At 73.4% G+C, this 26,114-nt stretch carries 16 protein-coding genes and 1 tRNA gene (1 of these 17 only partly in view); 12 read left to right on the top strand and 5 right to left on the bottom strand.

Going from position 1 to position 26,114, the window contains the following annotated elements; all coding sequences use genetic code 11:
* Positions 1–31: 31 nt before the first annotated feature.
* Positions 32–1,348, bottom strand: a complete 1,317-nt coding sequence (locus GA0070610_RS25520; RefSeq protein ID WP_089002392.1) for a D-arabinono-1,4-lactone oxidase — start codon at positions 1,346–1,348, stop codon at positions 32–34.
* A 222-nt stretch (positions 1,349–1,570) separates the two neighbouring features.
* Between GA0070610_RS25520 and GA0070610_RS25515 the strand changes: the two genes are divergently transcribed.
* On the top strand, positions 1,571–2,143 hold the full coding sequence (locus GA0070610_RS25515; protein WP_089002391.1) for a TetR/AcrR family transcriptional regulator: 573 nt from the start codon (positions 1,571–1,573) through the stop codon (positions 2,141–2,143).
* Between the two features lie 73 nt (positions 2,144–2,216).
* On the opposite strand, the gene GA0070610_RS25510 is transcribed toward GA0070610_RS25515, so the two are convergent.
* Positions 2,217–3,425: a type III PLP-dependent enzyme domain-containing protein gene (locus tag GA0070610_RS25510; RefSeq protein ID WP_089002390.1), complete on the bottom strand. Its 1,209-nt coding sequence runs from the start codon at positions 3,423–3,425 to the stop codon at positions 2,217–2,219.
* A 334-nt stretch (positions 3,426–3,759) separates the two neighbouring features.
* On the opposite strand from GA0070610_RS25510, the gene tmk reads away from it, so the two are divergent.
* The 6 genes from tmk (at position 3,760) to GA0070610_RS25480 (ending at position 9,580) form a co-directional block, all read left to right on the top strand.
* Complete coding sequence (tmk, locus tag GA0070610_RS25505; RefSeq protein WP_231926239.1) at positions 3,760–5,823, top strand: dTMP kinase; 2,064 nt, start codon at positions 3,760–3,762, stop codon at positions 5,821–5,823.
* Positions 5,823–7,097: a DNA polymerase III subunit delta' gene (locus GA0070610_RS25500; protein WP_089002389.1), complete on the top strand. Its 1,275-nt coding sequence runs from the start codon at positions 5,823–5,825 to the stop codon at positions 7,095–7,097. Before tmk ends, GA0070610_RS25500 begins: the two co-directional genes overlap by 1 nt.
* Before the next feature lie 169 nt (positions 7,098–7,266).
* Positions 7,267–7,596 (top strand): YbaB/EbfC family nucleoid-associated protein, encoded by a 330-nt coding sequence (locus GA0070610_RS25495; protein WP_089002388.1) that lies wholly within the window; start codon positions 7,267–7,269, stop codon positions 7,594–7,596.
* A 1-nt stretch (position 7,597) separates the two neighbouring features.
* Positions 7,598–7,903: a hypothetical protein gene (locus tag GA0070610_RS25490; protein WP_089002387.1), complete on the top strand. Its 306-nt coding sequence runs from the start codon at positions 7,598–7,600 to the stop codon at positions 7,901–7,903.
* Positions 7,903–8,580, top strand: a complete 678-nt coding sequence (locus GA0070610_RS25485; RefSeq protein WP_089003736.1) for a hypothetical protein — start codon at positions 7,903–7,905, stop codon at positions 8,578–8,580. Before GA0070610_RS25490 ends, GA0070610_RS25485 begins: the two co-directional genes overlap by 1 nt.
* Before the next feature lie 139 nt (positions 8,581–8,719).
* Positions 8,720–9,580, top strand: a complete 861-nt coding sequence (locus GA0070610_RS25480; RefSeq protein WP_089002386.1) for a PSP1 domain-containing protein — start codon at positions 8,720–8,722, stop codon at positions 9,578–9,580.
* 101 nt (positions 9,581–9,681) lie between these two features.
* Here the strand turns inward: GA0070610_RS25480 and GA0070610_RS25475 are convergent, their stop codons facing one another.
* Entirely contained in the window at positions 9,682–11,520 is a 1,839-nt protein-coding gene (locus GA0070610_RS25475; RefSeq protein WP_392567343.1) for a metallophosphoesterase family protein, read from the bottom strand.
* Positions 11,521–11,566: 46 nt separating this feature from the next.
* On the opposite strand from GA0070610_RS25475, the gene GA0070610_RS25470 reads away from it, so the two are divergent.
* A tRNA-Thr gene (locus GA0070610_RS25470) sits at positions 11,567–11,640 on the top strand.
* Positions 11,641–11,812: 172 nt separating this feature from the next.
* On the opposite strand, the gene GA0070610_RS25465 is transcribed toward GA0070610_RS25470, so the two are convergent.
* A complete protein-coding gene (locus tag GA0070610_RS25465) occupies positions 11,813–12,289 on the bottom strand; it encodes a hypothetical protein (protein ID WP_231925809.1) in 477 nt (158 codons plus the stop codon).
* Between the two features lie 99 nt (positions 12,290–12,388).
* Positions 12,389–13,486, bottom strand: coding sequence for an SAM-dependent methyltransferase (locus GA0070610_RS25460; RefSeq protein ID WP_089002385.1), 1,098 nt, complete (start codon positions 13,484–13,486; stop codon positions 12,389–12,391).
* A 371-nt stretch (positions 13,487–13,857) separates the two neighbouring features.
* Here GA0070610_RS25460 and GA0070610_RS25455 point away from each other — a divergent pair, with 371 nt between their 5' ends.
* The 4 genes in view from GA0070610_RS25455 to GA0070610_RS25440 are tightly spaced (each overlapping or abutting the next) and all read left to right on the top strand, a layout consistent with a single transcriptional unit that may run on beyond the window.
* Positions 13,858–14,820, top strand: coding sequence for an ornithine carbamoyltransferase (locus tag GA0070610_RS25455; RefSeq protein ID WP_089002384.1), 963 nt, complete (start codon positions 13,858–13,860; stop codon positions 14,818–14,820).
* A complete protein-coding gene (locus GA0070610_RS25450; protein ID WP_172896593.1) occupies positions 14,817–19,766 on the top strand; it encodes a non-ribosomal peptide synthetase in 4,950 nt (1,649 codons plus the stop codon). The genes GA0070610_RS25455 and GA0070610_RS25450 overlap by 4 nt, the downstream gene beginning before the upstream one ends.
* Complete coding sequence (locus tag GA0070610_RS25445; protein ID WP_089002382.1) at positions 19,763–25,039, top strand: type I polyketide synthase; 5,277 nt, start codon at positions 19,763–19,765, stop codon at positions 25,037–25,039. Before GA0070610_RS25450 ends, GA0070610_RS25445 begins: the two co-directional genes overlap by 4 nt.
* Positions 25,036–26,114 carry the 5' portion of a lantibiotic dehydratase gene (locus GA0070610_RS25440; RefSeq protein ID WP_089002381.1) on the top strand. Its footprint extends 1,081 nt past the window's final position, so only the first 1,079 of its 2,160 coding nucleotides appear in the window; the start codon lies at positions 25,036–25,038; the stop codon falls past the right edge of the window. Before GA0070610_RS25445 ends, GA0070610_RS25440 begins: the two co-directional genes overlap by 4 nt.

Here is a 26,114-nt window from a genome sequence, read left to right as displayed (position 1 = left end):
CCCCAACGGCGGGCGGCGGGCGGCGGTGGGGTCAGCCCAGGGTTCGGGTGAGGTGGGGGTTGGTGAAGAGGTGGTGCGGGTCGAGGCGGGCGCGCAGCGCCTGGAAGTCCGCCCAGCGGGGGTACGCCGGGGCGAGTGACTCCGCGTCGCGCCAGTGCAGCTTGCCCCAGTGGGGTCGGCCGCCGAGGCTCGCGGCGACCTGCTCGAAGGCCCGGAAGTACGGCTCGTACGGCATGCCGACGTACTGGTGGACGGCCACGTACGCCGATTCGCGCCCGTAGCCGTGGGAGAGCCAGATGTCGTCGGGGGCGGTGAAGCGCACCTCGACCGGGAAGAGCACCTTGAACGGCAGCCCGTCGACGATCCGGCGCAGCGCGTCGAGGGCCTCGCGCAGGGCGTCGCGCGGCAGCGCGTACTCCATCTCCAAGAAGCGGACCCGGCGCGGGGTGCAGAAGACCTGGTCGGAGCGGCCGGTGTAGCGGCGCTCGGTGAGCGCGCGGGCGGAGACGGCGCTGATGCCCGGGGCGAGCGCCGGCACGGCGCGGCCCAGCCGGCAGGCCCCGGCGAAGACGGTGTTGGACAGGAACTCGTCGTCGAGCCAGCCGCGCCACGGGGGCAGCGGCCGGTCGTCGGCGGGCACCCGGTCATTGGTCTTGACCTGCACCCGATCGGTGTAGGGGAACCAGTAGAACTCGGCGTGGTCGTGCTCCCGCACCAGCGAGGGCAGTTCGTCGAGCACGGCGGCGAGCGGCGCGGGCCGTTCGTGGGCGAGGAGCACGAACGCGTCCACGCAGCGCAGGGTCACCTCGACGAGTACGCCGAGCGCGCCCAGCGACACCCGGGCGGCGGCGAAGACGTCGGGGTGCTCGTCGGCGGAGCAGCGCAGCACCTCGCCGGTGCCGGTGACGAGCGTGAGCGCCTCGACGAACGTCGAGAGGCAGCCGTACCCGGCGCCGGTGCCGTGGGTGCCGGTGGAGATCGCCCCGGCGATCGTCTGGGCGTCGATGTCGCCCAGATTGGGCAGTGCCAGGCCGTGGGCGGCGAGCAGATCGTTGAGCGCGCGCAGGGTGGTCCCGGCCGGTACGGTGACCAGTCGGCGATCGACGTCGACCCGTACCCCGGTGTCGAGGTCGGCCAGTTCCATCCGCCGCCCGTCGGTGACCGCGACGCCGGTGAAGGAGTGGCCGCTGCCCACCGCCCTGATCCGGTCCCCGGTCGTCGCGGCGGCGCGCACGGCGTCGGCCACGTCGGCGAGGGAGGTGGGGCGCAGGATGGCGGTGGCGGTGGCGCGTTGGTTGCCGGCCCAGTTGGACCAGCCTGCCAGGGTGGGCGGTGCGGTGCCGGCCATGCGCACTCCTCGACATGAACGTGAAGTGACTTCATATCAGGAACGTTGTAGCAGGTAAATACCGCAATCGAGGTTTGCTCGTTGTACCGGTAGTCACGAACCCGTGACGTGCAGATATGTTCATCCGTCGAAGGGGGGTGGCGAGTGTCCACACCAGCCGCCACAGCCGGGCCGCTGCGCCGCGTACCGGTGCAGGGTCGAAGTGTCGCGCGGGTCCAGCGGATGCTGGACGCCTGCGCCGAACTCGTCGACGAGGTGGGGTACGAGGGACTGACCACGACCCTCCTCGCCGAGCGTGCCGAGGTGGCGATCGGGTCGGTCTACCAGTTCTTCCCGGACAAGCGGGCGATCGTGCAGGCGCTGACCCTGCGCACGATGGAGTCCTACCTCCAGCGGCTCGACGAGCGCTTCGCCTCCGACGACCTGACCCACTGGTGGGACGGGGTCGACGCGGGCATCGACGAGTACATCACGATGCACCGTACCGTTCCGGGATTCCGTACCCTGCACTTCGGCGACGTGGTCGACCTGCACCTGCTCGACGAGCAGCGGGACAACAACGGGGTGATCGCGGACCAGTTGGCCCGCGTGCTCGCCGAGCGCTTCGGGCTGGACGTCCCCGATCTCCGGTTCCACCTCGAGATCGCCGTGGAGGCGGCCGACGCGCTGATCAAGCTGGCGTTCCGCCGGCTGCCCGAGGGCGACGACCGGGTGCTGGCCGAGGCCAAGGCGCTGATCCGGGAGTACCTGCACCGCCAGGTCGACGCGCTGGCCGACGCCGGCCAGCCCGGCTGACCCGGCCGCGCCGGCGCCCGCCTGCGGGCTTCGGCCCGGGCGCGAACGGTCCGGGACGCGCCGGGCCGGCGGATCAGAGGAAGGCGTGGCCCTCACCCCGGTAGGTGGGCACCGTGGCCACGACCGTGTCGCCGTCGACCAGGTGCAACTCGTTGACGTGCTCGCACAGCTCACCGGCCTTCGCGTGCCGGAACCAGACCCGGTCGCCGACCCGCAGGGCGCCGGCCGCCGAACCGGCCAGCGGGGTCTGCACCTCGCCGGCCCCCTCGGTGCCGATCAACTTCAGGCCCTCCGGCAGCCACGGCCGGGGCAGCCGGCTGTCCTCGGCCGGGCCGGAGGCGATCCAGCCGCCGCCGAGCACGGTGGCGAGGCCGGGCCCCGGGCGGCGCACCACCGCGCAGGCGAAGGCCGCCGCCGGGGTGGGGCGCCAGGCGCGGTACGCGTCGAACAGCGTCGGCCCGTACAGGCCCGATCCCGCGGTGACCTCGGTGACCGCGGGATCGGCGCTGGTCGCGGCCACGCTGCCGGTGCCGCCCCCGTTGACGAACTCCAGGTCGGCGTGTTCGCGTACGGCGGCCACCGCCGCGCCCCGGCGGGCCAGCAACTCGCGGTACGACCCGCGCTGGGCCAGCCGGATCGCGGAGCCGAGCACCGCCCGCCCGGGCGGCGCGTCGCCGAGGCCGGCGATCTGCGCCTCGTACGCCATCAGCCCGACCAGCCGGAAGCCCGCGCGCGCCGCGACGGTGGCGGCGAGCGCGCCGGCCGCCCGGGCGCTGTGCACCGGTGAGCGGCGCACCCCCACGTGCACCCGCCCGCCCAGCGGCCGCCAGGAGGCGTCCAGGTCGAGGCAGACCCGCAGCTCGGGGCGGCGGCCGGGCGGGCACACGGCGTCGACGAGGTCGAGCTGGTCGGTGCCGTCGATCATCAGCGTGACGGCCGCGGCGAGCGCCGGGTCGGCGGCGAGCGCGGCGAGCGCCCCCCGGTCGACCGTGGGGTACGCCACCAGCGCGTCGTCGGTCACGCCGGTGCGGACCAGCCAGCTCGCCTCGGGCAGGGTGAAGGCCATCACGCCTGCCCAGCCGGGTCGCGCCAGCGCCCGGCCGATCAGGTCCCGGGCGCGGACCGACTTGCTGGCGATCCGGACCGGCTTGCCGGCGGCGCGGTCGGCCAGCGCGGCGGCGTTGCCGTCGAAGGCCGCGAGGTCGACGACGGCGTACGGCGGGTCGAGGTGCGCGGTCGCCCGGTCGAGGCGCTCACGAACTTTGTCGCTTTCGATGGCCACGTGTGCACGCTAACTGTCTGGGAGGCAATGCGAAACACCCTCGCGTCTGTCCGGGCTGCGGGCGGTGGTCACGGCGGCCTAGGCTCGGCGAACAGGAGAATGTCGCGGCGGGGCGGGTCCCCGCCGGGTCTAGAGTGTTCCACCGGGACTGCCCAGCGATGGGCCGGCACGTGGAGGTACGGCCATCGAAAGCCAGTTCAACGGCGAGTCGCCCGGCGTGTCGCCGTCCCCGAACCCGTCCGGCGGCGCCGCCGAGAAGTCCGGTGCCGACCTGTCCGGCTACGCGGGCATCCGCTCGGTGCTGCGGATCACCCCGTTCCGCCGGCTCTGGATCGTGCTCGGCGCGGCCTCCTTCGGCGACTGGTTCGGCCTGCTCGCCACCAGCGTCTTCGCCGCCTCCCAGGTCGAGGGGAGCACCGCCAAGGGCGCCGCCTTCGGTGGCGTCATCGCCATCCGGCTGCTGCCGGCGCTGGTGCTCGGCCCGATCGCCGGCGTGCTGGCCGACCGCTTCGACCGGCGCTGGACCATGGTCATCTGCGACGTGCTGCGGTTCCTGCTCTTCGCCTCGATCCCGCTGGTGGCGCTGCTCGGCGCCTCGGGCGGGGCGGTGGTCCTCTGGGCGGCGATCGCCACCTTCCTGATCGAGTCGCTCACGCTGCTGTGGATCCCGGCCAAGGAGGCCGCGGTCCCCAACCTGATCCCGCGCGCCCGGCTGGAGGCCGCCAACCAGCTCACGCTGATCACCACGTACGGCCTAACCCCGGTCCTCGCCGCGCTGATCCTCGCCGCGCTCGACGGCATCGTGCGGGGGGTCACCGGGGGCGCGGCGCCGGACTGGGCCGAGCCGGCCGATCTGGCGCTCTGGTTCAACGCGTTCTCCCGGCTGGCCACCGCGCTGGTGGTGGCGTACGGCATCAAGGAGATCAGCCAGGGGCAGGCCGCCGAGCGGGGCGGGGGCGAGCAGAGCATGCTGCGCCAGTTCAAGGAGGGCTGGCGCTACATCGGCCAGACCCCGCTGGTGCGCGGCCTGGTGCTCGGCATCTTCGGCGCGTTCGCCGGTGGCGGCATCGTGATCGGCACCGCCAAGTTCTTCGCCATCTCGCTCGGCGCCGGTGACGCCGCCTTCTACCTGCTCTTCGGCGCCATCTTCGTCGGCCTCGCGCTCGGCATCGGGCTCGGCCCGATGATCGTCAAGGACATGTCCCGGCGGCGCTGGTTCGGCATGAGCATCGTGCTGGCCAGCGCCTCGGTGATGACCCTGGCCTTCGCCATCCACCTCTCCATGGCGATGGTCGGCGCGATCCTGGTCGGCGCGGGCGCCGGGATGGCCTTCCTCTCCGGCACCACCCTGCTCGGCGGGGAGATCGCCGACGAGGTGCGCGGCCGGGTCTTCGCGGTGGTGCAGATCGGCACCCGGCTGGTGCTGATCCTCGCGATCGGCCTCGGCAGCCTGCTCGCCGGCGTCGGCGGCTCGCGCCGGCTGGAGCTGGCCGACCTGGGCGTGTCGATCTCGTCCACCCGACTGCTGCTGCTCGCCGCCGGCGCCGCCGGCATCTTCGCCGGGATCAGCGCGTTCGGGCAGATGGACGACAAGAAGGGCGTCCCCGTCCTGGCCGACCTCTGGGGCTCGATCCGGGGCCGCCCGCTGATGCCGGCCGAGCCGTTCGTCTCCGCCGGCCTCTTCGTGGTCTTCGAGGGCGGCGAGGGCGCCGGCAAGTCCACCCAGCTCGCCGCGCTCGCCGAGCGGCTGCGCGGGCAGGGGCGCGACGTGGTGGTGACGCGCGAGCCGGGGGCCACCGCCGTCGGCGAGCGGATCCGGTCGCTGCTGCTCGGCGCGCCCGGCTCCGACGGGCCGTCGCCGCGCGCCGAGGCGCTGCTCTACGCCGCCGACCGGGCGCACCACGTGGCCACCGTCGTCCGGCCGGCGCTGGTCCGGGGCGCGGTGGTGATCAGCGACCGGTACGTCGACTCGTCCCTGGCGTACCAGGGGGCGGGGCGCACGCTCCCCGTCGACGAGGTCTCCTGGCTGTCGTCCTGGGCCACCGGCGGGCTCAAGCCCGACCTGGTGGTGCTGCTGGACGTCGACCCGCGCACCGGCCTGGCCCGGGCGGCGGCCCGCGCCGAGGCGGCCGACCGCCTGGAAGCCGAGTCCGTCGCCTTCCACGAGCGGGTCCGGTACGCCTTCCTCGACCTCGCCGCCGCCGACCCGAAGCGCTATCTCGTGCTCGACGCGTCCCGCCCGGTCGAGGAGATCGCCGGGCAGGTGGCCCAGCGGATCGAGGAGATGTTCGGCACTCCCGGCGGCATCGTGCACCCCCGCCCCGCGCACGGGCCGGACACCTCGGTGCAGCCGGAGTTATCCGAATCGGAGCTGGTACCGATGGAGCACCGGACCTGATGCCCGACGTCTTCGCCGACCTGGTCGGGCAGGACGAGGCGGTCGACACGCTGCGCCGCGCCGCCGCCGCGGCGTCCGCCGTGCTGCGCGCTGCCGCCGTCGCGCCCACGACCGACTCCGACGGGGACGGGTCCGACGCGCTCGCCGAGGAGTCGGACGGCCCGCCGACGTCCGCCGCCGCCGACGCGGGGGCGGGGATGACGCACGCCTGGATCTTCACCGGGCCGCCCGGGTCGGGCCGCTCGGTGGCGGCGCGGGCCTTCGCCGCCGCCCTCCAGTGCGCGTACGGCACCGGCTGCGGCGCGTGCCCCGGCTGCCACACCACGATGACGGGCACCCACGCCGACGTCCGGATGGTGGTGCCGGAGGGGCTCTCCATCGGCGTCAACGAGATGCGGGCGCTGGTGCTGCGCGCCGCCAGCACCCCGTCGGGCGGGCGCTGGCAGGTGGTGGTCATCTCCGACGCGGACCGGCTCACCGAGGCGGCCGGCAACGCGCTGCTCAAGGCCATCGAGGAGCCGCCACCGCGTACGGTGTTCCTGCTCTGCGCCCCGTCCACCCACCCCGAGGACATCTCCGTGACCATCCGGTCGCGCTGCCGGGTCGTACCGCTGGGGCAGCCCTCGCCCGACGCGGTGGCCGAGGTGCTGGTCCGCCGCGACGGGGTCACGCCCGACGTGGCGCGGTGGGCGGCGGCGGCCGCGCAGGGGCACGTGGGGCGGGCCCGGCGGCTGGCCCGCGACCCGGAGGCGCGCAAGCGCCGGGAGGCCGTGCTCGCGGTGCCGCGCCGGCTGACCGGCGTGGGCGCCGCGTTCGACGCGGCGTCGGCGCTGATCGAGGCGGCCGAGGCGGAGGCCGAGGCGTCCGTGGCGGAGGCCGACGCGGCCGAGCGGGCGGCGCTGGAGACCGCGCTCGGCGCCGGCGGCACCGGGCGGGGGGCGGCCGGCGCGATCCGGGGCGCCGCCGGGCAGCTGAAGGACCTGGAGAAGCGGCAGCGGTCCCGGGCCACCCGGGCGCAGCGGGACGCGCTGGACCGGGCGTTGGTCGACCTTGCCGGCTTCTACCGCGACGCGCTCACCATGGCGTTGCGCGCCCCCGTGGCGCCGGTGCACACCGACACCGCGGCGCTGGCCGGGGCGGGCGCCCAGAAATGGGACGCTGAGGGGACGCTGCGCCGCCTGGAGGCGGTGCTGGAGTGCCGGGCGGCCATCGAGGCCAACGTGAAGCCCCGCATCGCCGTCGAGGCGATGATGCTCGCGCTCTGGAAGGGCTGAGCCCGCCGACCACCGGCCGCGCGGGCTGGTCCCGCGCGGATGGGTCCCGCCGGCCGGACCGGCCGTCCACAGGCATCGACAGGCGCGATTGCTGTGCGGTACGGTCCGGTGTGCCGTGGTGACCGTGGCGGCACGCACAGTGATTCCCTGTTCCGGGAGGAGTCCGCCGATGCCGCGGGGGGAGATCGACGAGGCCTGGATCGAGGAGGCGGTGCGGCGCTACCGCCGGATCGAGTCCCTCCAGGCCGAGTTCGACCAGGCGGTGTCGACCGTCGAGGTCACCGTCCGATCGCCCGACGGGCTGGTCGAGGTGGTGGTCACCGCCGGCGGGCGGATCACCGACGTGCGCTTCCGCGGCCCGCTGCACTCCCGCAACCCGCGCGACGTCGCCGGCTCGGTGCAGGCGGCGGTCACGGCGGCGGCCGACGCGGCCCAGTGGGCCCGGGAGAAGCTGCACAACGAGACCTTCGCCGCCTACCGGCCGCTGGCGGGAGCCTGAGATGGACAGCCTGCGCGCCCTCGCCGCCCGGCTCGACGAGGCGAGCGAGACCATGACCACCGTCTCCCGCACGGTCACCGCAGGCGACCCGGCCCAGGCCGCGTTCGGCGCCGACGCCCCCGGCCGGCCCGGGGAGATCGGGCGGGCCCTGCACCGGCAGTGGACCGCCGCGACCGGCGACCGGGCCCGGGAGGCCCACGTCGCCGCCCAACGGCTGGCCGCCGTCGCGGCGGCGGTGCGGGCCGCCGCCGACCACTACGCCGACGTCGACCGCGCCGCGCGCTACCGGCTGACCGGGGAGGCGTGATGGACGCGCTGGACCGGCTCGCCGAGCCCGGCCTCGACCTGCTCCGCCGGGTCGACACGCTGCTCGCCGTCGGCGCCCCCGAGGGGCACCGCGTGTGGCCGCTGCTGCGCCGGATGCAGGTGCTTCCCGGCGAGGCCGTCCGCAACTTCCTCGATCTGCATCCGGCGCCGCTGGCGACCGCCGGCCACACCGCCCGCCGCCTGGTGCGTGGCTACGACGAGGCCTCCGCCGCGCTGACCGACCCGGTCCTCTGGTCCGGTCCGGCCGCGTCGTCGTACGGGCAGGCCCGGGCGGCCCTGCTGCGCCACCTCGACGATGGGCCGGAGAGCCTGGTCGGCCGCCTGGAGTCGACGGCCGGCTACGCCGACGCGCTCGCCGACTGGGTGGAGGGCAGCCGGCTCGCACTGGCCCGGGCGCTGGCCGACGTCCTGCGCTGCGCCGAGGCGGTGACCGTGGTCGCCGCGACGTCGGTGCCGACCCGCGCGCCGGGGGCGGCGGGGCCGGGCGGGACGGAGGCCGCCGAGATCGCCGCGCGGGTGCTGGCGGTGCTCTGCGTCGCGTACGACGGGGCCGAGACCCTGTTGCGCCAGTGGGCGCCGAGCCTCGCCGAGTCCCGCTGGCGCGAGCCGGTCGCCGAACGCCCCCGCTACGACACCCCCACCCGCGTCGGCTGGTGACGCCCCCTGCCGGCGTGCTCGTGCCGGCACGACGCGCGCCGCACCACGCCGATTCGGCGGGCGTGGATGGCTGCGCACCGTAGCCGGGCCGCGACGGCCGGCCGGGCCGCCCCGGCCCGCGCGTCGTAGGGTGTCAGACATGGGCATGCTCTGCGCGGTCAGCTTCCAGCGGTACGGGCGCCTCTACTACCTGGACCCGGGCGAGCTGCGGCCCCAGGTCGGCGACAAGGTGCTGGTGCCGACCGACGACGGGCCGGAGGTGGCCGAGTGCGTCTGGGCGGCGCAGTGGGTCACCGAGGAGACCGACGGCTTTCCCCGGCTGGCCGGCCTGGCCGGTGAGGACGACCTGCGCCGCGACGAGACGGTGCGCCGCCGCAAGGCCGAGGCCAAGGTCGCGGCGAAGCGGCTGATCCGTGAGCACGCCCTGCCGATGAAGGTGGTGGCGATCGACCACGTCCTCGGAGCCGCCGAGGGCGGCGGCGAGCGGAGCACCATCTACTTCACGGCCCCGCACCGGGTGGACTTCCGCGCGCTGGTGCGGGACCTCGGCGCGACCCTGCACTGCCGGGTCGAGCTGCGCCAGCTCTCCGCCCGGGACTCGGCGCGGGTGCAGGGCGGCATCGGCTCCTGCGGCCGGGACCTCTGCTGCGCCACCTTCCTCACCGACTTCGAGCCGGTCACCATCCGGATGGCGAAGGACCAGGACCTGCCGCTCAACCCGCTGCGCATCTCCGGCGCGTGCGGCCGGCTCATGTGCTGCCTGAAGTACGAACATCCCCTCTACGCCAAGTTCCAGGAGACCGCCCCGGCGGTCGGCACCCGCGTCACCACGCCGGAAGGGGACGGCCGCGTGGTCGGCCACAGCGTCCCGAGAGACGCCGTGACCGTACGCCTGGACGCCGACGGCTCGCGCTCCATGTGCTCCCGCGCCGACGTCTGCGGTTCCCGCCGCGCCTACGAAGGCCGTGACCAGACAGGTCCGGCGGGCGCAGCGCGATGACCGACGTACGTCGGCGCCGACGGCGGTGATCCCGCCCCGCCCTTGGCAGTCGAGTGCCGGCGGGACAGGGCGACGGCCGGTTCGGGCCGCAGCGTTCCCCGTCAGGGGGTGAGGGTGGTGGGCGGCTCGGCCAGGCGGGGGCGCAGCGGCTGCCTCGGGGCCAGCCAGGAAGCCTCGGCGGACTGGTCCGGGTTGACCTGCCAGTCGCGGGCGACCCGGTCGACGGCGATGGGGTAGATCGTCAGGGTGCCGTCGGGGTCGATGCGCAGCCGCAGGAACGCCTTCGCGTCCTCGATGCCCTGCCCTGCGAAGAGTTCGTTGACGTTCACCCCGAACGCGCCCGCCACCAGCAGGTACGCGGCCACCAACTGGCTCGACACCAGCCCGATCACCGGACCGTAGAGCACCGCCGCGGCGACGGCCGGCAGTGGCCACGGCCAGTCGTAGAAGGGCAGGGCCAGCCAGGCCCAGGTGCCGGCGGCACCCAGCCCGATCTGGGCCAGGCCGTGGCCCACGCCGAGGATCCAGTGCCGGGCGTGCCGCTTGCCGCCGGAGCTGGGCGGCTTGGCGAAGAACGCGGCGCCGAGCATCGTGACGATCAGCATCACCATCAGCGGCACGCTGAACAGCCGCTGCTCGATGCCCTCCGGGTTGCTTGCGACGCCGGCCATCGCCAGCATCAGCAGCGTGTGCAGGGTGCCCAGCAGCGTGGTGAAGCCCGGGTTGCGCAGCGGCAGGCGGGGGAAGATGCCCCAGGCGTACCGCCGGGAGCGGGCGGCGTCCGGGTAGCGGCCGGCCAACTCGTACGGGTGGGAGGCACTGGCCCGCCGGGCGAGGGTGTCGCGCGGCGGCACCTCGATGCGCTCCGGGAGCTTGTGCGTCGGGTAGAGGTACGCGCCACCGCCCCCGCAGGTGATCAGCTGCCGGTCCGGGCCGGCGTAGCGGGCGTAGTGGTGCAGGTCGCCGGAGATCAGCAGCCGCACCTGGGCGCCGGTGGGCGCGACGATGGTGCGGACGAAGTAGTCGATCGAGTCGTACGCCGTGGGCTGGTCGACGGCCTTGACCCACGTCGGCGCCGGCACGGCCAGGATCACCCGGCTCTCGGGGCCCAGCCGCTCGGCGACCCGGTCGAAGTAGGTGAGCTGCGGATCGTCCAGGTACGAGCCGGACTGGTCGTCGAGGCCGAGCAGCCACCAGCCGGCGGGCAGCTCCACCGCGAAGTACGAGCGGGACTGGCCCGTGTCCCAGCCGCCGAAGTGCCGGTCCCGGGAGCGGACGAAGAGCCTCAGGAAGGCGGTCAGGCCGTCGTACCAGTCGTGGTTGCCGGGTACCGCGAACAGCGTGGGCCGCTCGGGCGGGGTGACCGGCAGCGCGGCCTGGTAGGGCCCCTTGCAGCGGTCCTCGTACGCCTCGAAGGCCGCCGACGGATAGACCTGGTCGCCGCCCATCACCAGGGTCTGCGCGCGGGGCAGGCGGTGCCCGTCCACCTCCAGCTCCGGCTGGGCGATCAGGTAGGCCACCGAGTAGGTGGCGTTGAAACCGTCGCCCAGGTCGGCCACGTAGTCCAGCCAGAGCCCGCCGTCCGGCCCGACCTGTCGCGCGATGCCCGCGTCGAGGGAGTTCTGCAGCTCCCGCTTGTCCAGGTACGCCCCGAAGAGCATCGCCAGCAGTGTGCGGATGCCGGTGCTGACCAGCAGGAACGGCGCGAGCCACGGCACCGGCCTGCGTGGGGTGAAGCCCAGCTCCCGGGGGTCGACGCCACGCGGCCGGCGCGCGGTCCGCCCGCCGGCCGCCTCGCTCGCGTGCGGGCTCACCGCCGCGGCGTCCTGCGGATCCGCGGCGGGGGCGCGATCGTCGTTCACCCGCCGCAGCGTAGTCCCGGCCGGCGGCGGTCGCTGTCCGGCGGACGACGGATCGGGGCCGGATGTCCGGATGGGGATCCCGTTCGATCGGCGGGCGGGTCGTGCCGTACACTTGCTGATCGTTGCCGCCTTAGCTCAGTCGGCTAGAGCGACGCACTCGTAATGCGTAGGTCGACGGTTCGATTCCGTCAGGCGGCTCGGTACAGAAGCCCAGGTCAACGACCTGGGCTTCGCCGTTTCCCGAGGTCGGTCACGGTGCACCGTCCGTGGTGCCAGTCCGCAAATGATCCGCATCCCGTGCCGCGAACGCCTCGTCCAGCCGGTTGGCGACCGCGTCCAGGTCGTCACCGAACAGCCCCGCGTTGACACCCTATCGGGGGGATGGGGGCAGGCTGGCGGCCATCGCCTCGCGAACTGCGCGCTCGTACTGGTCCCGACGGAACACGAAGGGGCCGAAGTCCCCATAGTCGCGCTGGGGGCGGTAGGGCTGGGAGAAGCCGCGCCACATCACCGAGTCCTCGGTAGTAACCACCTGCGCTTCCAGGGGCCAGCAGCCGACCTCGCCGCAGTCGCAACCGAGTAGGGCGATCACGCCTTGCCTGGACCGGTAGGCGGAGTCCGATCGTCCGGTGAGGTAGGCAGCCAGGTCACCGAAGTTGAAGTGATCGAGAACGATTCCGGCATAGGCGCCGGGCACATCGTGGCCAGCGGCGTGCTCGAAGCCCGAAACCAGGTCCACCAAGCTCACGTTGTCGGCGTACGGCAATAACTCGCGCGCCGGGTCGGGACCCTGGCCCCACGGACGGATCTCGAAGCGAACCTTGCGAAGCAGCGGCTGAGTTGGCACAAGGTCCAAGTCTGCCGCAAGGTCGCCCGGAACTCCTCGGGCACGTGCACTGTCGAGCCACAGCGGCGTGAGAGGCCGAGGCCAGCGACCGGCAGGCGGTCAGGACGAGAAGAGTTCCCGGTAGACGGCAGCGGTGCCGAACGACCGCCCCCGGTAGCACGACACGAAGCTGCCCGAAACGACGCCGAGGGATCTGGTCAGCGTGGCGTCTACGAGGTAATCGGGATGGACGCCGTCGGGGCTCGTCCGGCGTTCGAAGCTCACCGTGACGACGTCGCCCTCGCACACGTCGAGGCTCTCATCGAACAACGGAAGGTAGGCGGGCGTCCAGTTGGTCTTGTCCAGGAGCGAGTCGATCGTCGTGTCTGCGCCGGGACCGGCGTCCAGCCGAATCCAGCACAGCAGCCCGTCGACCCTTCCGGCCCGCTCGATCCGGAGCTCCACCTCGGTCGTGGCGTCGAGTGGCTCCGCACGATCGAACCGGAGCTGCTCCACGACCCCGCCGCTCGACAGCACGCAGCCCGGATCGGGGTTGACGACCGTCAGGCGGAGGTCGAAGGGGCCGCCGTTGAAATCGAAGATCTGCCGCAGATACGGTAGCGCGTCGCTGGAGAAGGCGAGGCCCGCCGGGAAGAGATCGCGCAGGGAGACCGGGGCGACGAGCGTGTCGCAGGCGGCCGGGACGACCACCGCGCCGGGGTTCAGCAGCCGTGCGTGGGCGTCCGCCATCGCCGCCAGCATTCCCTCCGAGCTGGCGAACGAGCCAATGAGCTCGGCGACGCAGACGTCCGCTCGGGGGTCGAGGTCGTGGTCGAAGGAGACGCCGTAGCGGAGGTCGACCTTCTCGCGTTCCGGTGCCTGGGCCAGCCGCTTCGTCGCCACGGCGTGGCTGCGGGGCATGGCTTCCAGGGCGACGACACTCTGGGCTCCCTGACGGGCGGCCTCCAGCGCCCAGTGGACGTTCTCGCCGGTGCCGATGTCGAGCACCCGGCGACCCGGGCAGGCCGGCAGCAGCGCCGCCCGGAAGGCGTCGTTCCGGACGGTGTCGTTGCTCATCGCGTAGTAGAGGTACGGATCGTAGATCGGATACTCGCCGACCGAGGGCCAGATGGCCGGGCTGCCGTACTCGGGTGAAGAGTCGATCGCGATGCCGACACGGCCATCGCGGTAGTTGTAGGTCTCTCGGCTCAACGCCATGGTTCTTCCCCTGATCGTATGGGCTGCGCCCCGGGCGGAGCCGTCTGCCTGCGCGCGGCGACGGCCTGAGACCAGCGCCGCGACAGCCTAAGACCAGCGCGGCCAGCCTTCCAGTCGGTCTCTTCGACGTCACGTCCGCTCTGCGGGGGCGTGATGAGATCCGCCCCGAACGCCATGACGAGACAAGGCCGGGTCAGCGCGCGCAGCGCCTCCGTCGGCGCTGAGGTCCGGCATCCGTCCTTCACCGCTGGACCGCTGGACCGCCAGGCCGGGGCCACTGGGTTCGCTTCAGGCGTGCGTCGGGATGATGTGATCCGTCTGGGCTGGTCAAGGTGGTGACGACTTCTCGCCAACGTTCTCCGGTGGCGTTGATGCCCGGTCATCGCTCGGCCAGGCTGTACGGCGTGCGGCACCTCACCTCGGTTGACAATCTGAGCGATGACGAGTTGTACCGGCTTGTCCGGCGATCCGCGTGGTACGCGGAGCAAGGTGAGGCCGTCGGGCAGCCGCTTCGCGGCCGGGTCGTTGGCAGTTACTTCCGTGCGACCTCGACCCGGACCCGGACGGCCTTCGCGTCGGCGGCGCTGCGGCTCGGCGCGTCCCACATCGCCTACGGTCCGCACGATCTGCAGCTGAACACGGGCGAGACCATGGCCGACACGGCCCGGGTGCTCGGCATGATGCTGGACGCGCTGGTGGTCCGTACCGCCGGCGACCCGGCCGAACTGGCCGCCCTCACCGCGCAGGACGGCATGGCCGTGGTGAACGCGATGACGGCCGACGAACACCCGACCCAGGCCATCGCGGACCTCTCCATGATCGAGTTGCAGTTCGGGCGGGTCGACGGCATCCGGATCCTGTACGTGGGCGAGGGCAACAACACCGCTGCCGCGCTGGCTCTCGCGCTGGCCCGGTTCCGCGACGTCAGTCTCTGCCTGGCCACCCCCCGGGGATACGGGATGGACCCGGCGCTGCTCGCCCGCGCCCAGCGCGCGGCGGAGACCAACGCCAGCAGCATCACCGAGACGCACGAGCTGGCGGCCGGGCCGTCCGAGGTCGACGTCGTCTACACCACGCGCTGGCAGACGACGGGGACGTCCAAGCCGGATCCGAACTGGCGGGACACGTTCGCGCCGTTCCAGGTCGACGGTGAACTGATGGCCCGGTACCCGGAGGCGGTGTTCATGCACGACCTTCCGGCACACCGCGGCGAGGAAGTGACCAGCGCGGTCCTCGACGGGCCGGCCAGCATCGCCTTCCGGCAGGCGGAGCAGAAGTTCCACAGCGCGAAGGCGGTCCTCGAGTGGTGCGTTGGCGGGACCGACAGCCGGTGAGTTGCCACAGCCAATTCCGCGCGGTCGTCGCGGACCGGCCGGGCGCACCGGCGGTGGTCGACGGTCAGCGGATCCTGACCTACGCGGAACTCGACCGCCGCGCGGACGCGGTGGCGGGACTGCTGCGCGACCTGGGGGTCGGCCCGGAGTCGCTCGTCGCGGTCATGGTGGATCGTTCGGCCGCGCTGCCGGCGTGCGTACTCGGTGTCTGGCAGTCAGGCGCCGCCTACATCGCCCTGGACCCGCACACGCCGCGTAGGAGGCTGCGGTCGATCGGCGGCAAGCTGCGACCGGCCGCCGTCCTCACCGAGTCGGGACTGCGCCGGCGAGCGGACGCGCTGGGCGCTCCCACGCTCGTCATCGACGAGCGGTGCGCGGGGGACGACGAGCGTGGCGCAGCCGACGTCTGTGACAGGGCGGCGGCGTCGCCGGCGGCACCGGTCCACCCCGACAACCTGGCCTACGTCATCCACACCTCCGGTTCGACCGGCCAGCCGAAGGCCGTCGCCGTCAGCCACCGGTCCCTGCTGTCCCTGGTCGACTCCTACCGCCGGCTGTACGGGGTGGGGGAGAAGGTGACCAGGGTCCTCCAGCTCGCCGGCTTCGGCTTCGACGTCGCCACCGCCGACGTCGCGCGTACCCTGCTCACCGGCGGATGCCTGGTGATGTGCCCCGAGCAGACGGTGCTCAGCCCGCCGGACCTGGTCCGGCTCATCCGCGCCGCCGACGTCGAGTACGTCGAGATCACCCCGTCGGTGCTCCGCCCGCTCGTCGCCCACCTGGCGGCTGCCGGGGAACGGCTGGACTGCCTGACCCACCTCGTCGTCGGTGGCGAGCTCTGGTCCGGTGCCGAGTACCGCGCGGCCCGTGCGGTCACCGGCCCGGGTGTCCGGATCTTCAACACCTGCGGTCTCACCGAGGTCACGGTCGACAACACCTGGTACGAGACGGACGTCGACGCCGGCTACTCCCAGGGCAGCGTGCCGATCGGCACAGCCTTCGCCTCGACCGAGGTGCTGGTGCTGGACGAGGACCTGCAGCCGGTGCGGCACGGTGAGCTGTACCTCGGTGGCGGCCAGGTAGCGCGCGGATACCTGGGCGATCCGGCCGCGACCGCGGCCCGCTTCGTGCCCGCTCCGCACGGGCCGCCGGGAGCCCGCCTCTACCGCACCGGGGACCTGGTCAACTACGACGCCGACGACGTCCTGGTACACCTGGGGCGCCTGGACGACGTGGTCAAGGTCAACGGCGTCCGGGTGAGTCTCGCGGAGGTGCAGACCGTCCTGGCCGACTGTCCGGGCGTGGGCGCGGCCCGGGTGGACCTGCTCGAACACGACGCACGGACGGTGCTCGCGGCCTACCTGGTCTCGGCCGATCCGGGCACCGAGCTGGATGTCGCCGAGGTACGTCGGTGGGTCGCCGCTCGTCTGCCCCGGGCGATGGTGCCGACCGTGATGGCTGTCGTGCCGGTTCTGCCGACGACCTCGGGCGGCAAGGTCGACCTCACCGCGTTGCGGTCCGAGGTGGCAGCCGGAGGGTTCGAGGCGGTGCCGGCCGAGGATGCCGGGCACGGTCCCCGCGAGGCGCTGCGGCGGATCTGGTCGCAACTGCTCGCCGCCGACCGGGTACGCGGCACCGACGACTTCTTCGACTGCGGTGGGGATTCGCTCCGGGCGGCGGAACTGGTGATCCGGGTCCGGACCGAGCTGGGCGTGGAACTGCCGCCCGGTGTGCTCTTCACCCAGCCCACCTTCGGAGAGCTGGCCGGGCTGGTCAGCCGGGCCGTCGCCGCCGAGCCGGTCCCGGTCGACACGGCCGCCCTGGTCGGTCCGCTCGCTCCCGAACAGCAGCGACTCTGGCTGCTGGACAAGACGGACAAGGCTTCCTCGGCGTACAACATCCCGATCGTCCTCGCCCTGCACGGACAGGTGGACGTGCCCGCGTTGGCTGCCGCCGTCGCCGGTCTGGTTCGCCGTCACGGCGCCCTGCGTACGGCGTTCGAGGTCCACGACGGCCGGGCCCGGCAGCGGGTGCGGGACCTGGCCACACCGCCGTTGCGCCAGGTCGAGGTGGCCGGTCCGCAGGAGGCCGAGGAGTGGATCAACGCCGAGATCCGGCGTCCGTTCGACCTGGCCCGGCCGCCGATGCTGCGGGCCGCCCTGGTCCGGCTGCCCGGCGCGGACTCCCGGCTGGTGCTCACCCTGCATCATCTCGTCGCCGACGGGCAGAGCGTCCGGATCATCCTCGACGACCTCGGCCGGCACTACCGGGCCGCCGTTGCCGCAGACCCTCCACCGGCCGATCCACCGGGCTCGTTGACCTATCTCGACTACAGCGCCTGGCAGGCTCGCCGCTTCGCGGCCGGAGCCTACGAGGGGCAGCTCGCCGAACTCGTCGATCGGCTGGACGGCTGCGTCCCGGCGGAGCGCTTCCCGGCCCCGGCCGACGCCGTGCCCGGGACGGTCACCCATCGCCGGCACCTCGACGCGGACCGGACGGCCGAGCTCAGGGAGCTGGCGACCGAGTACCGCAGCACCATGTTCGTGACGCTGCTGGCCGCCTACGCCGGCCTGCTGCGCCGGTGGAGCGGGCAGGACGAGGCCCTGATCGGGGCACCGTTCGGTGCCCGTACCGTGCCGGGCACGGAATCGCTCGTGGGGTTCTTCGTCAGCACCGCCGCGCTGCGGGTGACCGTGCCCGAGGCGCCGTCGTACGCGGACCTGATCCGCGCGGCGAGAGCGGCGGTCGCGCACGCGGCCGCCAACGCGGACGTGCCCTTCGAGGTGCTGCACCACCATCTGCGCAGGCGCGGGACGGACCTGTCCTTCACCTCCTGGTTCAACTTCCTCGGCGGCCCGGACATCCCCCCGGAGCTGCCCGGCCTCACCACCCGCGTCGTCGACCAGGACCCGGCGGGGGCGATCTTCGACCTGAACGTCTACCTCACCGACCTCGGTGACCGGATCGCGGTGACCGTCGTGCACGACCGGGCGACGATCGAGCCCCGCCTCGGCGCGGAACTGCTCGACCAGTTCATCGAGATCCTGTCGGCGATGTCGACCGACCCCGAGATGCCGTTCGACCGGCAGGTCCTGGGCGTCGGTGGCGGCGCGCCGGCACCTGCCGCGCCCCTGACCCCGAAGCTGGACCACGCCGAGAAGGTCGTGGTCAGCACCCGCTTCGCGGAGCAGTCGCAGCGCGCGCCGGAGGCGACGGCCCTGAGCGCGTCCGGCGGCACGCTCACCTACCGCGAGCTCGGCGACTGGGTCAGCGCCATCGCCCAGGACCTGTCGCTCGGCGAGGTACACCGTCGAGACCTCGTGGCGGTGTTCGCGCCGCGCGGCGTCGCACTGGTCGCGGCGCTGCTGGCCGTCTCGTCGATCGGCGCGCGGTTCTGCGTGCTGGACCCTGGATATCCGCCCGCCCGGCTGGTGGCGCAACTCCGCGAGATCGCGCAGGCCCGAGCCGTCCTCGTCGACGGTGATCTGCCGTCCGCTCTCGCCGCGATCGCGCCGACCGTGATCCAGGTCGGTCCGGTCCGGGGCGGTGGCCAGTTCTCCCCGGTGGCCGGCCCGGCCGGTCACGTGGGTTTCACCTCGGGCACGACGGGCAGACCGCGCGTCGTGCGGGCTGGCGACGCACCGCTGGCCCACTTCCTGGCCCGCTACACCGCGGAGTTCGGCCTCGGGCCGGCCGACCGGTTCGCCCTGCTCTCCGGTCTCGGCCACGACCCGTTGCTGCGGGACGTCTTCGCGCCGCTGACCGTCGGTGCGACGCTCTGCGTACCGCCCGAGGAGGTGATCCGCTCCCCACACGAGCTGCACGCCTGGCTCGTCCGGGAGCGCGTCACCGTCGTCCACCTGACGCCGCAGCTGCTGCGGCTGCTCCTGGTCGCGGACCTGCCGCTGCCGCACCTGCGGCTCGCCGTCGTCGCGGGCGACCAGCTCTTCGCCGGCGACGTCACCGCCATCCGACGGTCGGCCCCGGGGGTGACGGTGGTCAACGCCTACGGGGCCACCGAAACCCCGCAGGTCGCGGCCTGGTCGGCGATCCGGCCGGGTCAGCCGGTGGGTCGACCGGATCGCCGGATACCGGTCGACACCGGCATCCACGGCGGCGGCGTCGTCGTGCTGGGCGGGCACGGCCGCCCCGCCGCGGTGGGGGAGCGCGGTCGCATCGTGGTACGGGGCGAGGCGCTCGCCGACGGGTGCGGTCCGGAATACCACACCGGCGACCTGGGACGGACGCTGCCGGACGGCATGATCGAGGTGCTCGGCCGGGACGACGGCCAGGTCAAGATCGCCGGATACCGGGTCGAGCTCCAGGACGTGGACGTGGCGGCCCGGAGCCTGTCGTACGTGACCGACTGCGTCACCGTGCTGGTCGGCTCGGGTGACGAGGCACGCCTGGTCAGCTATCTCACCTCCGTGGACGGCCAGGCCGTGTCCACCGCCCAGCTGCGAGCGGACCTGCGCATCCTGCTGCCGGCGCACATGCTGCCGGCGGGAGTGGTGCGGTTGCACCACCTGCCGTTGACGGCCAACGGCAAGCCGGACCGGACCCGCCTGCCGGCGTGGCGGCCGGGCGTCGACGGAGCCTCGGAGGAGACCGCCGCCCCGGTCTACGCCACGGCTGTCGAGGAGACGATCGCCCGCACCTGGCAGGACGTGCTGGGCGTCGCGCAGGTCGGCCGCGAGGTCAACTTCTTCGACCTCGGTGGCACCTCGCTGCTGGCGATCGGCGTACAGCAGGCACTGGAGGAGCGCCTCGGACGCCCCGTGCCGGTGCTCAAACTCTTCGAACTTCCGACGGTTCGATCGCTCGCCGCGTATGTCGCGGGCGAGCAGGAGACAGCGGTCGAGGTCCGTTCCGTCAGGCGACCAGTCTCCCTGGACTCCGCGCGCCGGCTGCGGATACGCGAGACATTGCGAAGGGACATGTCATGAGCGACCGGCACCACATCGCGATCGTCGGGATGGCTGCCCGATTCCCGGGAGCGGCGGATCTCGACCAGTACTGGGCCAACCTGCGTGACGGGGTGGAGAGCGTCCAGTTCCCCACGGACGACGAACTGCGCGCGTACGGGGTCTCGGAGGAGATGCTGCGGCACCCGGACTACGTCAAGGCGGTGGCCACCGCCCCGGGGGTCCAGGACTTCGACTCGGCGCTCTTCGGCTACACCCCGAAGGAAGCCGACTTCACCGACCCGCAGATCCGGATGTTCCTGGAGAGCGCACACGCGGCGCTGGAGCACTCCGGCTACGACCCGTACCGCGAAGAGGCGACCATCGCGGTCTACGGCTCCGCCGGCACCAACCGGTACGTCGACAACCTGGGCCTTAACAGTGACGCCTCGGCCAGCACGAGCTTCGCGCTGACCTCCCTGAACAACACCGACTACGTCGCGATCACCGCCGCGTACAAGATGAACCTGCGGGGGGCGGCGATCTCCGTCTCCACGGCCTGTTCGAGTTCCCTGGTCGCCGTGCACCTGGCCAGCCAGGCGCTGCGCAACGGGGAGTGTGACCTGGCTGTCGCCGGTGGCGCCGAGGTGGAGATGCCGTTCGGGCACGGCTATCTGTGGGCCCAGGGCAGCCCCTTCTCCCGCGACGGCCACGTGCGACCCTTCGACGGCAAGGCCGACGGCACGCTCTTCTCCACCGGCGCGGGCGCCGTGGTGCTCAAGCGACTCAGTGACGCGCTCGCCGACGGCGACACCGTGCACGCCGTCCTGCGGGGCACCGCGCTCAACAACGACGGATCGGCGAAGGCCGGTTTCACCGCCCCCTCCGTCATCGGCCAGGCGACGATGCTGGCCGAGGCGTTCGCCATGGCCGAGGTGTCCGCGAGTGAACTGGCGTTCGTCGAGTGTCACGCCACCGGCACCCCACTCGGGGACCCGATCGAGGTGGCGGCGCTGCATCGCGCACTGCAGGCGGTGGGTGACGACGCCGGGACCACAGTCGCGCTCGGTTCGGTCAAGTCGAGCATCGGACATCTCGGTCACGCGGCGGGTATCGCCTCGCTGATCAAGGGCGTCCTCGCCCTCCGGCACGGTGCTCTCCCGGGCACGGTGAACTTCCAGGAGGCGAACCCCAAGCTGCACCTGGACTCGACGCCGTTCGTCATCGCCGACCGGCTCACGCCGCTGACCCGGGCCCCCGGAGTGCCCCTGGTCGGCGGGGTCAGCTCCTTCGGCGTGGGGGGCACGAACGCCCACGTGGTCATCGAGGAGCCTCCGGCGCGCGTACCGCAGCCGGTGCGGTCACAACCCCGGATCGTGGTCTGGTCGGCGCAGAGCGAGGCCGCCGGCCGGCAGTACCAGGAGAACCTGGCCCGGTACTTCACCGACCACGACCCGCAGACGTTCCCCGCGGCGGTGCGTACCCTGCAGCACGGCCGCCGGCCGTACCCCCTGCGCTCCGCGGTCGTCGCGGACGACCCGGCGGTGGCCGCCGCGCGACTCGCCGCTGACGACGGCGTGCTGCGGGGAGCCGGTGCGGAGCGGCGGGACCTGGTCTTCGCCTTCCCCGGTCAGGGCTCCCAGCGGGCGGGAATGGGACACCGTCTCTACCGCGAGGACAAGGCCTTCGCCGAGGCCATGGACGAGGTGCTCGATCTGTTCGGGGCGCACGGAATCGACGTTCGGGAGGACTGGCTCTCGGGCGACCCGGACCGGCTGGCCGGCACCGTCGTGACCCAGGCGGCGCTCTTCGCCGTCGAGTGCGCGTTGGTGCGGTCCCTGCGGGCCCGGGGGGTGCGTCCCGGGGCGGTGCTCGGGCACAGCGTCGGCGAGTTGGCCGCCGCCGTGACGGCCGGGGTGTTCTCGCTGGCCGACGGGGTCGCCCTGGTGGCGGCGCGGGCCCGCGCCATGTCCGCCGTCACGACGGGTGCGATGCTGGCGGTGGCCGCTCCCCTGGAGGAACTCTCCTCCGACCTGCTGGCCGGCCTGACGGTGGCCGTGGTGAACGAACCCCGACAGGTCGTCCTCAGCGGCAGCCGCGACGACGTGCTCGCCGCGCAGTCCGAGCTGCAGAGCCGCAAGATCCTGGCCAAGGTCCTGCCGACCGCGGGCGCCTTCCACAGCCCGTTGATGATCCCGGCCGCGGTGCAGTTCGCCGCCGCGTTCGACGGAGTCGAGCTGTCGGCGCCGACGATCCCGTTCTACTCCGCGGCCGCCGGCGGTCTGATCGGCGAGGACCAGGCTGTCGACCCCAACTTCTGGGCCGACCAGGTGGCCGGCGTCGTCCGGTACGACCGGGCGGTGGCCGCCGTGCTCGGCGACGGACCACGTCGCGTGCTCGAGGTCGGGCCGGGCCGGGTGCTCAGCGATCTCGGCAGGGGAACCGGGGGACCGGGCTCCTCGTTCACGCCGGCCCTGCCGCGGACCGACACGGACCTCGCCGGGCTGCTGGCGGTGGTGGCGCGACTCTGGGTCGACGGACACGACGTCGAGTGGCCCGAGCCGGACGACGGCGGCCCGGTACGACGGGTGCCGCTGCCGGGCTACCCCTACCAGCGGCGCCGGCACTGGGTGGACGCACCGGCGCAGACGACGCCGCCGGCGGTGGCGGCTGTCCCGGCGGTCGAGGCGGCCCTCCCGGTCAGCGGTGAGCCGACCGAGGCCGGGACACCACTGTCCACCGTGGTGTGGACCGAGACGCAGGCGCTGCCGAAGAGCACCGTGTCGGGGCTGTGCCTGCTCCTGGCGCCGGCGTCCGAGGCGGACAGCCTTCCCGTCGTACTGGCGGTGCAGCAGGCCGGCGCCGCCGTGACGGTCGCCCGGCCGGCGGACGCGTACGCCGAGGTGGGCGCGGAATTCCGGATCCGCCCCGGCTCCCGGGTCGACCTGGACCGGGTGCTGGCCGCGCTGGCCGGCCGGGGGACACCGGTCACGCTCGTGGTGCACGCCTTCACCGCCGGGTCCGACCCGGCGTTGACCAGCGCGGGCGTGAACCGGGCCGTGGAGGCCGGCTTCACCAGCCTCTTCGTCACCGCCCAGACGGTCGCCGCCCTGCCGGCGGGCGGCACGGCGGGGCTGCTGGTGCTCACCCGGGGAGCGGTCGACGTCACGGGCGCCGAGCCGATCGACCCGACCGCCGCGATGCTCGTCGGTTTCGCCCGTTCGCTGGCGAAGGAGGCGCCCGAGCTGGGCTGCCGGGTGGTGGACGTGGCCCTGCCCGCCGACCACGAGCTCGCGTGCGAGCTGGGACAGTGGCGGCGGCACGAGGTCGTCGCGCTGCGCGGTACGCGGCGTTGGGTGCCGACCCAGGTGGCATTCGACGCGGCGCCGTGGGAGTCGCCGTCGCCGCTGCGGCGGCAGGGGGTCTACCTGATCACGGGTGGCACCGGCGGACTCGGCATGGCGCTGGCGCGCGGTCTCGCCGGCACCGGGCTGCAACCACGGCTGATCCTGCTGAGCCGCACCGGCCTGAACGACGACGCGACGGACGAACGCTCCGAGCGCCTGCGCGCCCAGCTCGCGGAGATCACCGGGCTGGGCGCACAGGTCCGCGTCCTGACCGGCGACGTCGCCGACCGCCGGGGACTGCGCCGGGCCCTCGACGTCACGGTGTCCAGGTTCGGGCCGGTCAACGGGGTCTTCCATCTGGCCGGGCTGCCTGGCGACGGCCTGGTGCGGCTGCGCGAACTCGACGACGTCGCGGCGGTGCTCGACCCCAAGGTCCGGGGGACGGTGGTGCTCGACGAGGCGTTGCGGTCCGGCCCGCCACTCGACTTCTTCGCCTGCTTCTCCAGCCGGGCCGCCCATGACGGGCTGGTCGGCAGCGCGGACTACGCCGCCGCGAACGCCTTCCAGGACGCGTACGCCGTGACGCTGCGCCGGGCGGGGGTGCCCGCGGTCTCCATCAACTGGCCGTCCTGGGCGGAGGTCGGGATGGCCGCCGAGTACGGGGTGCGGACCTGGTCGACCACCATCGGCCCGGCGCTCAGCCCCATCATGGACGAGCACCGGCTGGAGGGCGAGGCGATCCTGCCCGGGACCGGGCAGCTCGACCTCATGCTGCGCGGCTACTGCGAGCTGACCGGGCGGGACCTGCCGGTGCGGCTCACCGACGTGGTCTACCACCAGGTCCTCGCCACCGAGGACGAGCGACGGGTGGAGATCCGGCTGCACACCGACGGCACCCTGGAGTCGTGGTCGCGTTCGGGCAGCGACCCGGGCGCCCCGGCGGTACGGCATGCCAGCGCCCGGGTCGTCGCGGCCGGTGAGCCGGGCGGGCCCCGGCCGATCGAGGAGCTGCGTTCGTCCTTCAACCACCAGCTGATGGAGTCGGAGGCCGACGGGCCGCGGCTGTTCCACCTCGGCCGCAGGTGGGACAACACCGTCGCCACCTGGACCCGGACCGGGGAGGACACCTCCGAGCTGCTGGTACAGCTGCGACTGCCCGAGGAGTTCGCCGACGACCTGAAGGTGTACCCGGCGCACCCCACCGTGCTGGACTCGGCGTCGACCGCGTTCCGGCGGCCCGACGACGGCTTCCACCTGCCGTTCTGCTGCGAGTCGATCGCCTTCTACGGCCGGTTGCCGGCAGAGGTGTTCGTACATGTGCGGCGGCAGGCCAGCGGGCCGGGTGTGATCCGGGCGGATCTCGAGTTGCTCGGGCTCGACGGGCAGCCGCTCTGCGTGGCGACCGGGTACACCCTGCGCCAGATCCAACCCGGCACGAAGGTGACCGTCCCCTCTGACGGCGGGTCGAGCGAGGCGGCCGACGGGATCCCACCCCGGCTGGGGGTCGCGTTGACCCTGGCCATCCTCGGCGCCCGGCATCCCGGGCAGGTTCTCGTGGAGAGCGGAGCCCAGCCGCTGCGCAGCCGCGAAGTTCCCGAACGGCCGGGTCCGACCGGTCCGGCCGTCGGTCAGCTCCCGGCAGCGGCAGTTCCCACCGCGGTCGTCGACGCCCTGGCCGGGGCGGTCGCGGGGATGGCGTCGGCCGGGCCGGTGGCGGCCACCGCCGCGCCGGGCGACGCGAACAGCCTGGAGTCCCGGATGAAGGCGCTGTGGGTCGAGGCGATCGGCGACCCGGACATCGGCATGGACGTCGACTTCTTCTCGGTCGGCGGCAACTCGCTCACCGCCATCGCGCTGATCTCCGCCATCCGGGAGACGTTCCAGGTGGAACTCTCGATCGGGGCGATCTTCGACTACCCGACGATCGCGGCACTGGCCACGTTGCTGCGGGAGCAGGGACTTCGGTGAACGAACCCGTCGTGCTCACCAGTGACTGGGCGCTGTGGCCGGTGGCCCCGGTACGCGCTGCCGGCATGCCGTTCGACTGGCTCGCCGGTTTCGCCGAGGACGGGCTTGCCGCCGTCCGTGAGCTGCTGGCCGAGCCGGACTTCCTCGCCGCGCTCACCTGGCAGAATCCGGCAGCGGCCGAATGGGCCCGGCGGCCCGGTTCCGCGCTCACCTCGTACCGCGCGGGGGTGCTGACCAGGTACGCCCAGCGGTACTGCGCGAAGAACGACAGCATCGGCTTCTTCGGCCCGGTCGGCTGGGCCACCTTCAGTGGCGCGGCCGGCGACTCGCTCAGGGTGACCGGAACGGCGGGGGTACGCAGCACCAGCGCCTCGTTCGAACTGTGGGCGGTGCGCGCCCTGGCGCAGCGGTGGGCCGAGGACCCCGCCATCCGGCCGCATCTCCCGGTGCGACGGGTGCCCAGCGTCAGCGTCCACGAGGGACGGGCGCACCGGCCGTTCCAGGCGCCGCTGACGCTGGAGCCGACGCAGCTCGCCCTGCTGGACCGCCTCGCCAAGGCCGGCTTCACCGAGGCCGAGCTCAGCGCCGACGAGCGGCTGGCCCTGGCCCGACTGGTCGCCGACCGGATCGTCGTCGCCGAGTTCGTGTTGCCACCGGGCGCGCATCCGGAGCAGGAACTGCTGGCCCACCTGGTGAAGCTGCCGGAGACCGAGGCACGCGACCAGGCGGTGGCGGACCTGACGGGCCTCATCGACCAGCTCGCGGCGGCCGAGCGGTTCGTCCGGCAGCCGGCGCAACTGGCCCCGGTGCTGACCGCGGTGGAACAGCGGTTCGCCGAACTCGCCGGCCAGGCCGCCCAGCGGACCAAGGACGAGGCGGCGGCCGGACGCACCCTCGCGTACGTCGACTGCCGGCGGGACCTCGACGCGGTGGTGCCCGCCGGCCTCGTCGATCAGGTGGCTGAGCCGCTGGGGCTGCTCCTGCAGTCGGCCCGGTGGCTGACCGGTGAGGTGCGGGCGGCCGTGGACGAACGGCTGTGCGAGGCCTACGCGGAGTTGCGCAACCGGCGGGAGAC

Source organism: Micromonospora echinofusca (assembly GCF_900091445.1).
GTDB classification, from domain to species: domain Bacteria; phylum Actinomycetota; class Actinomycetes; order Mycobacteriales; family Micromonosporaceae; genus Micromonospora; species Micromonospora echinofusca.
This window is presented reverse-complemented; position numbering and strand designations above follow the sequence as displayed.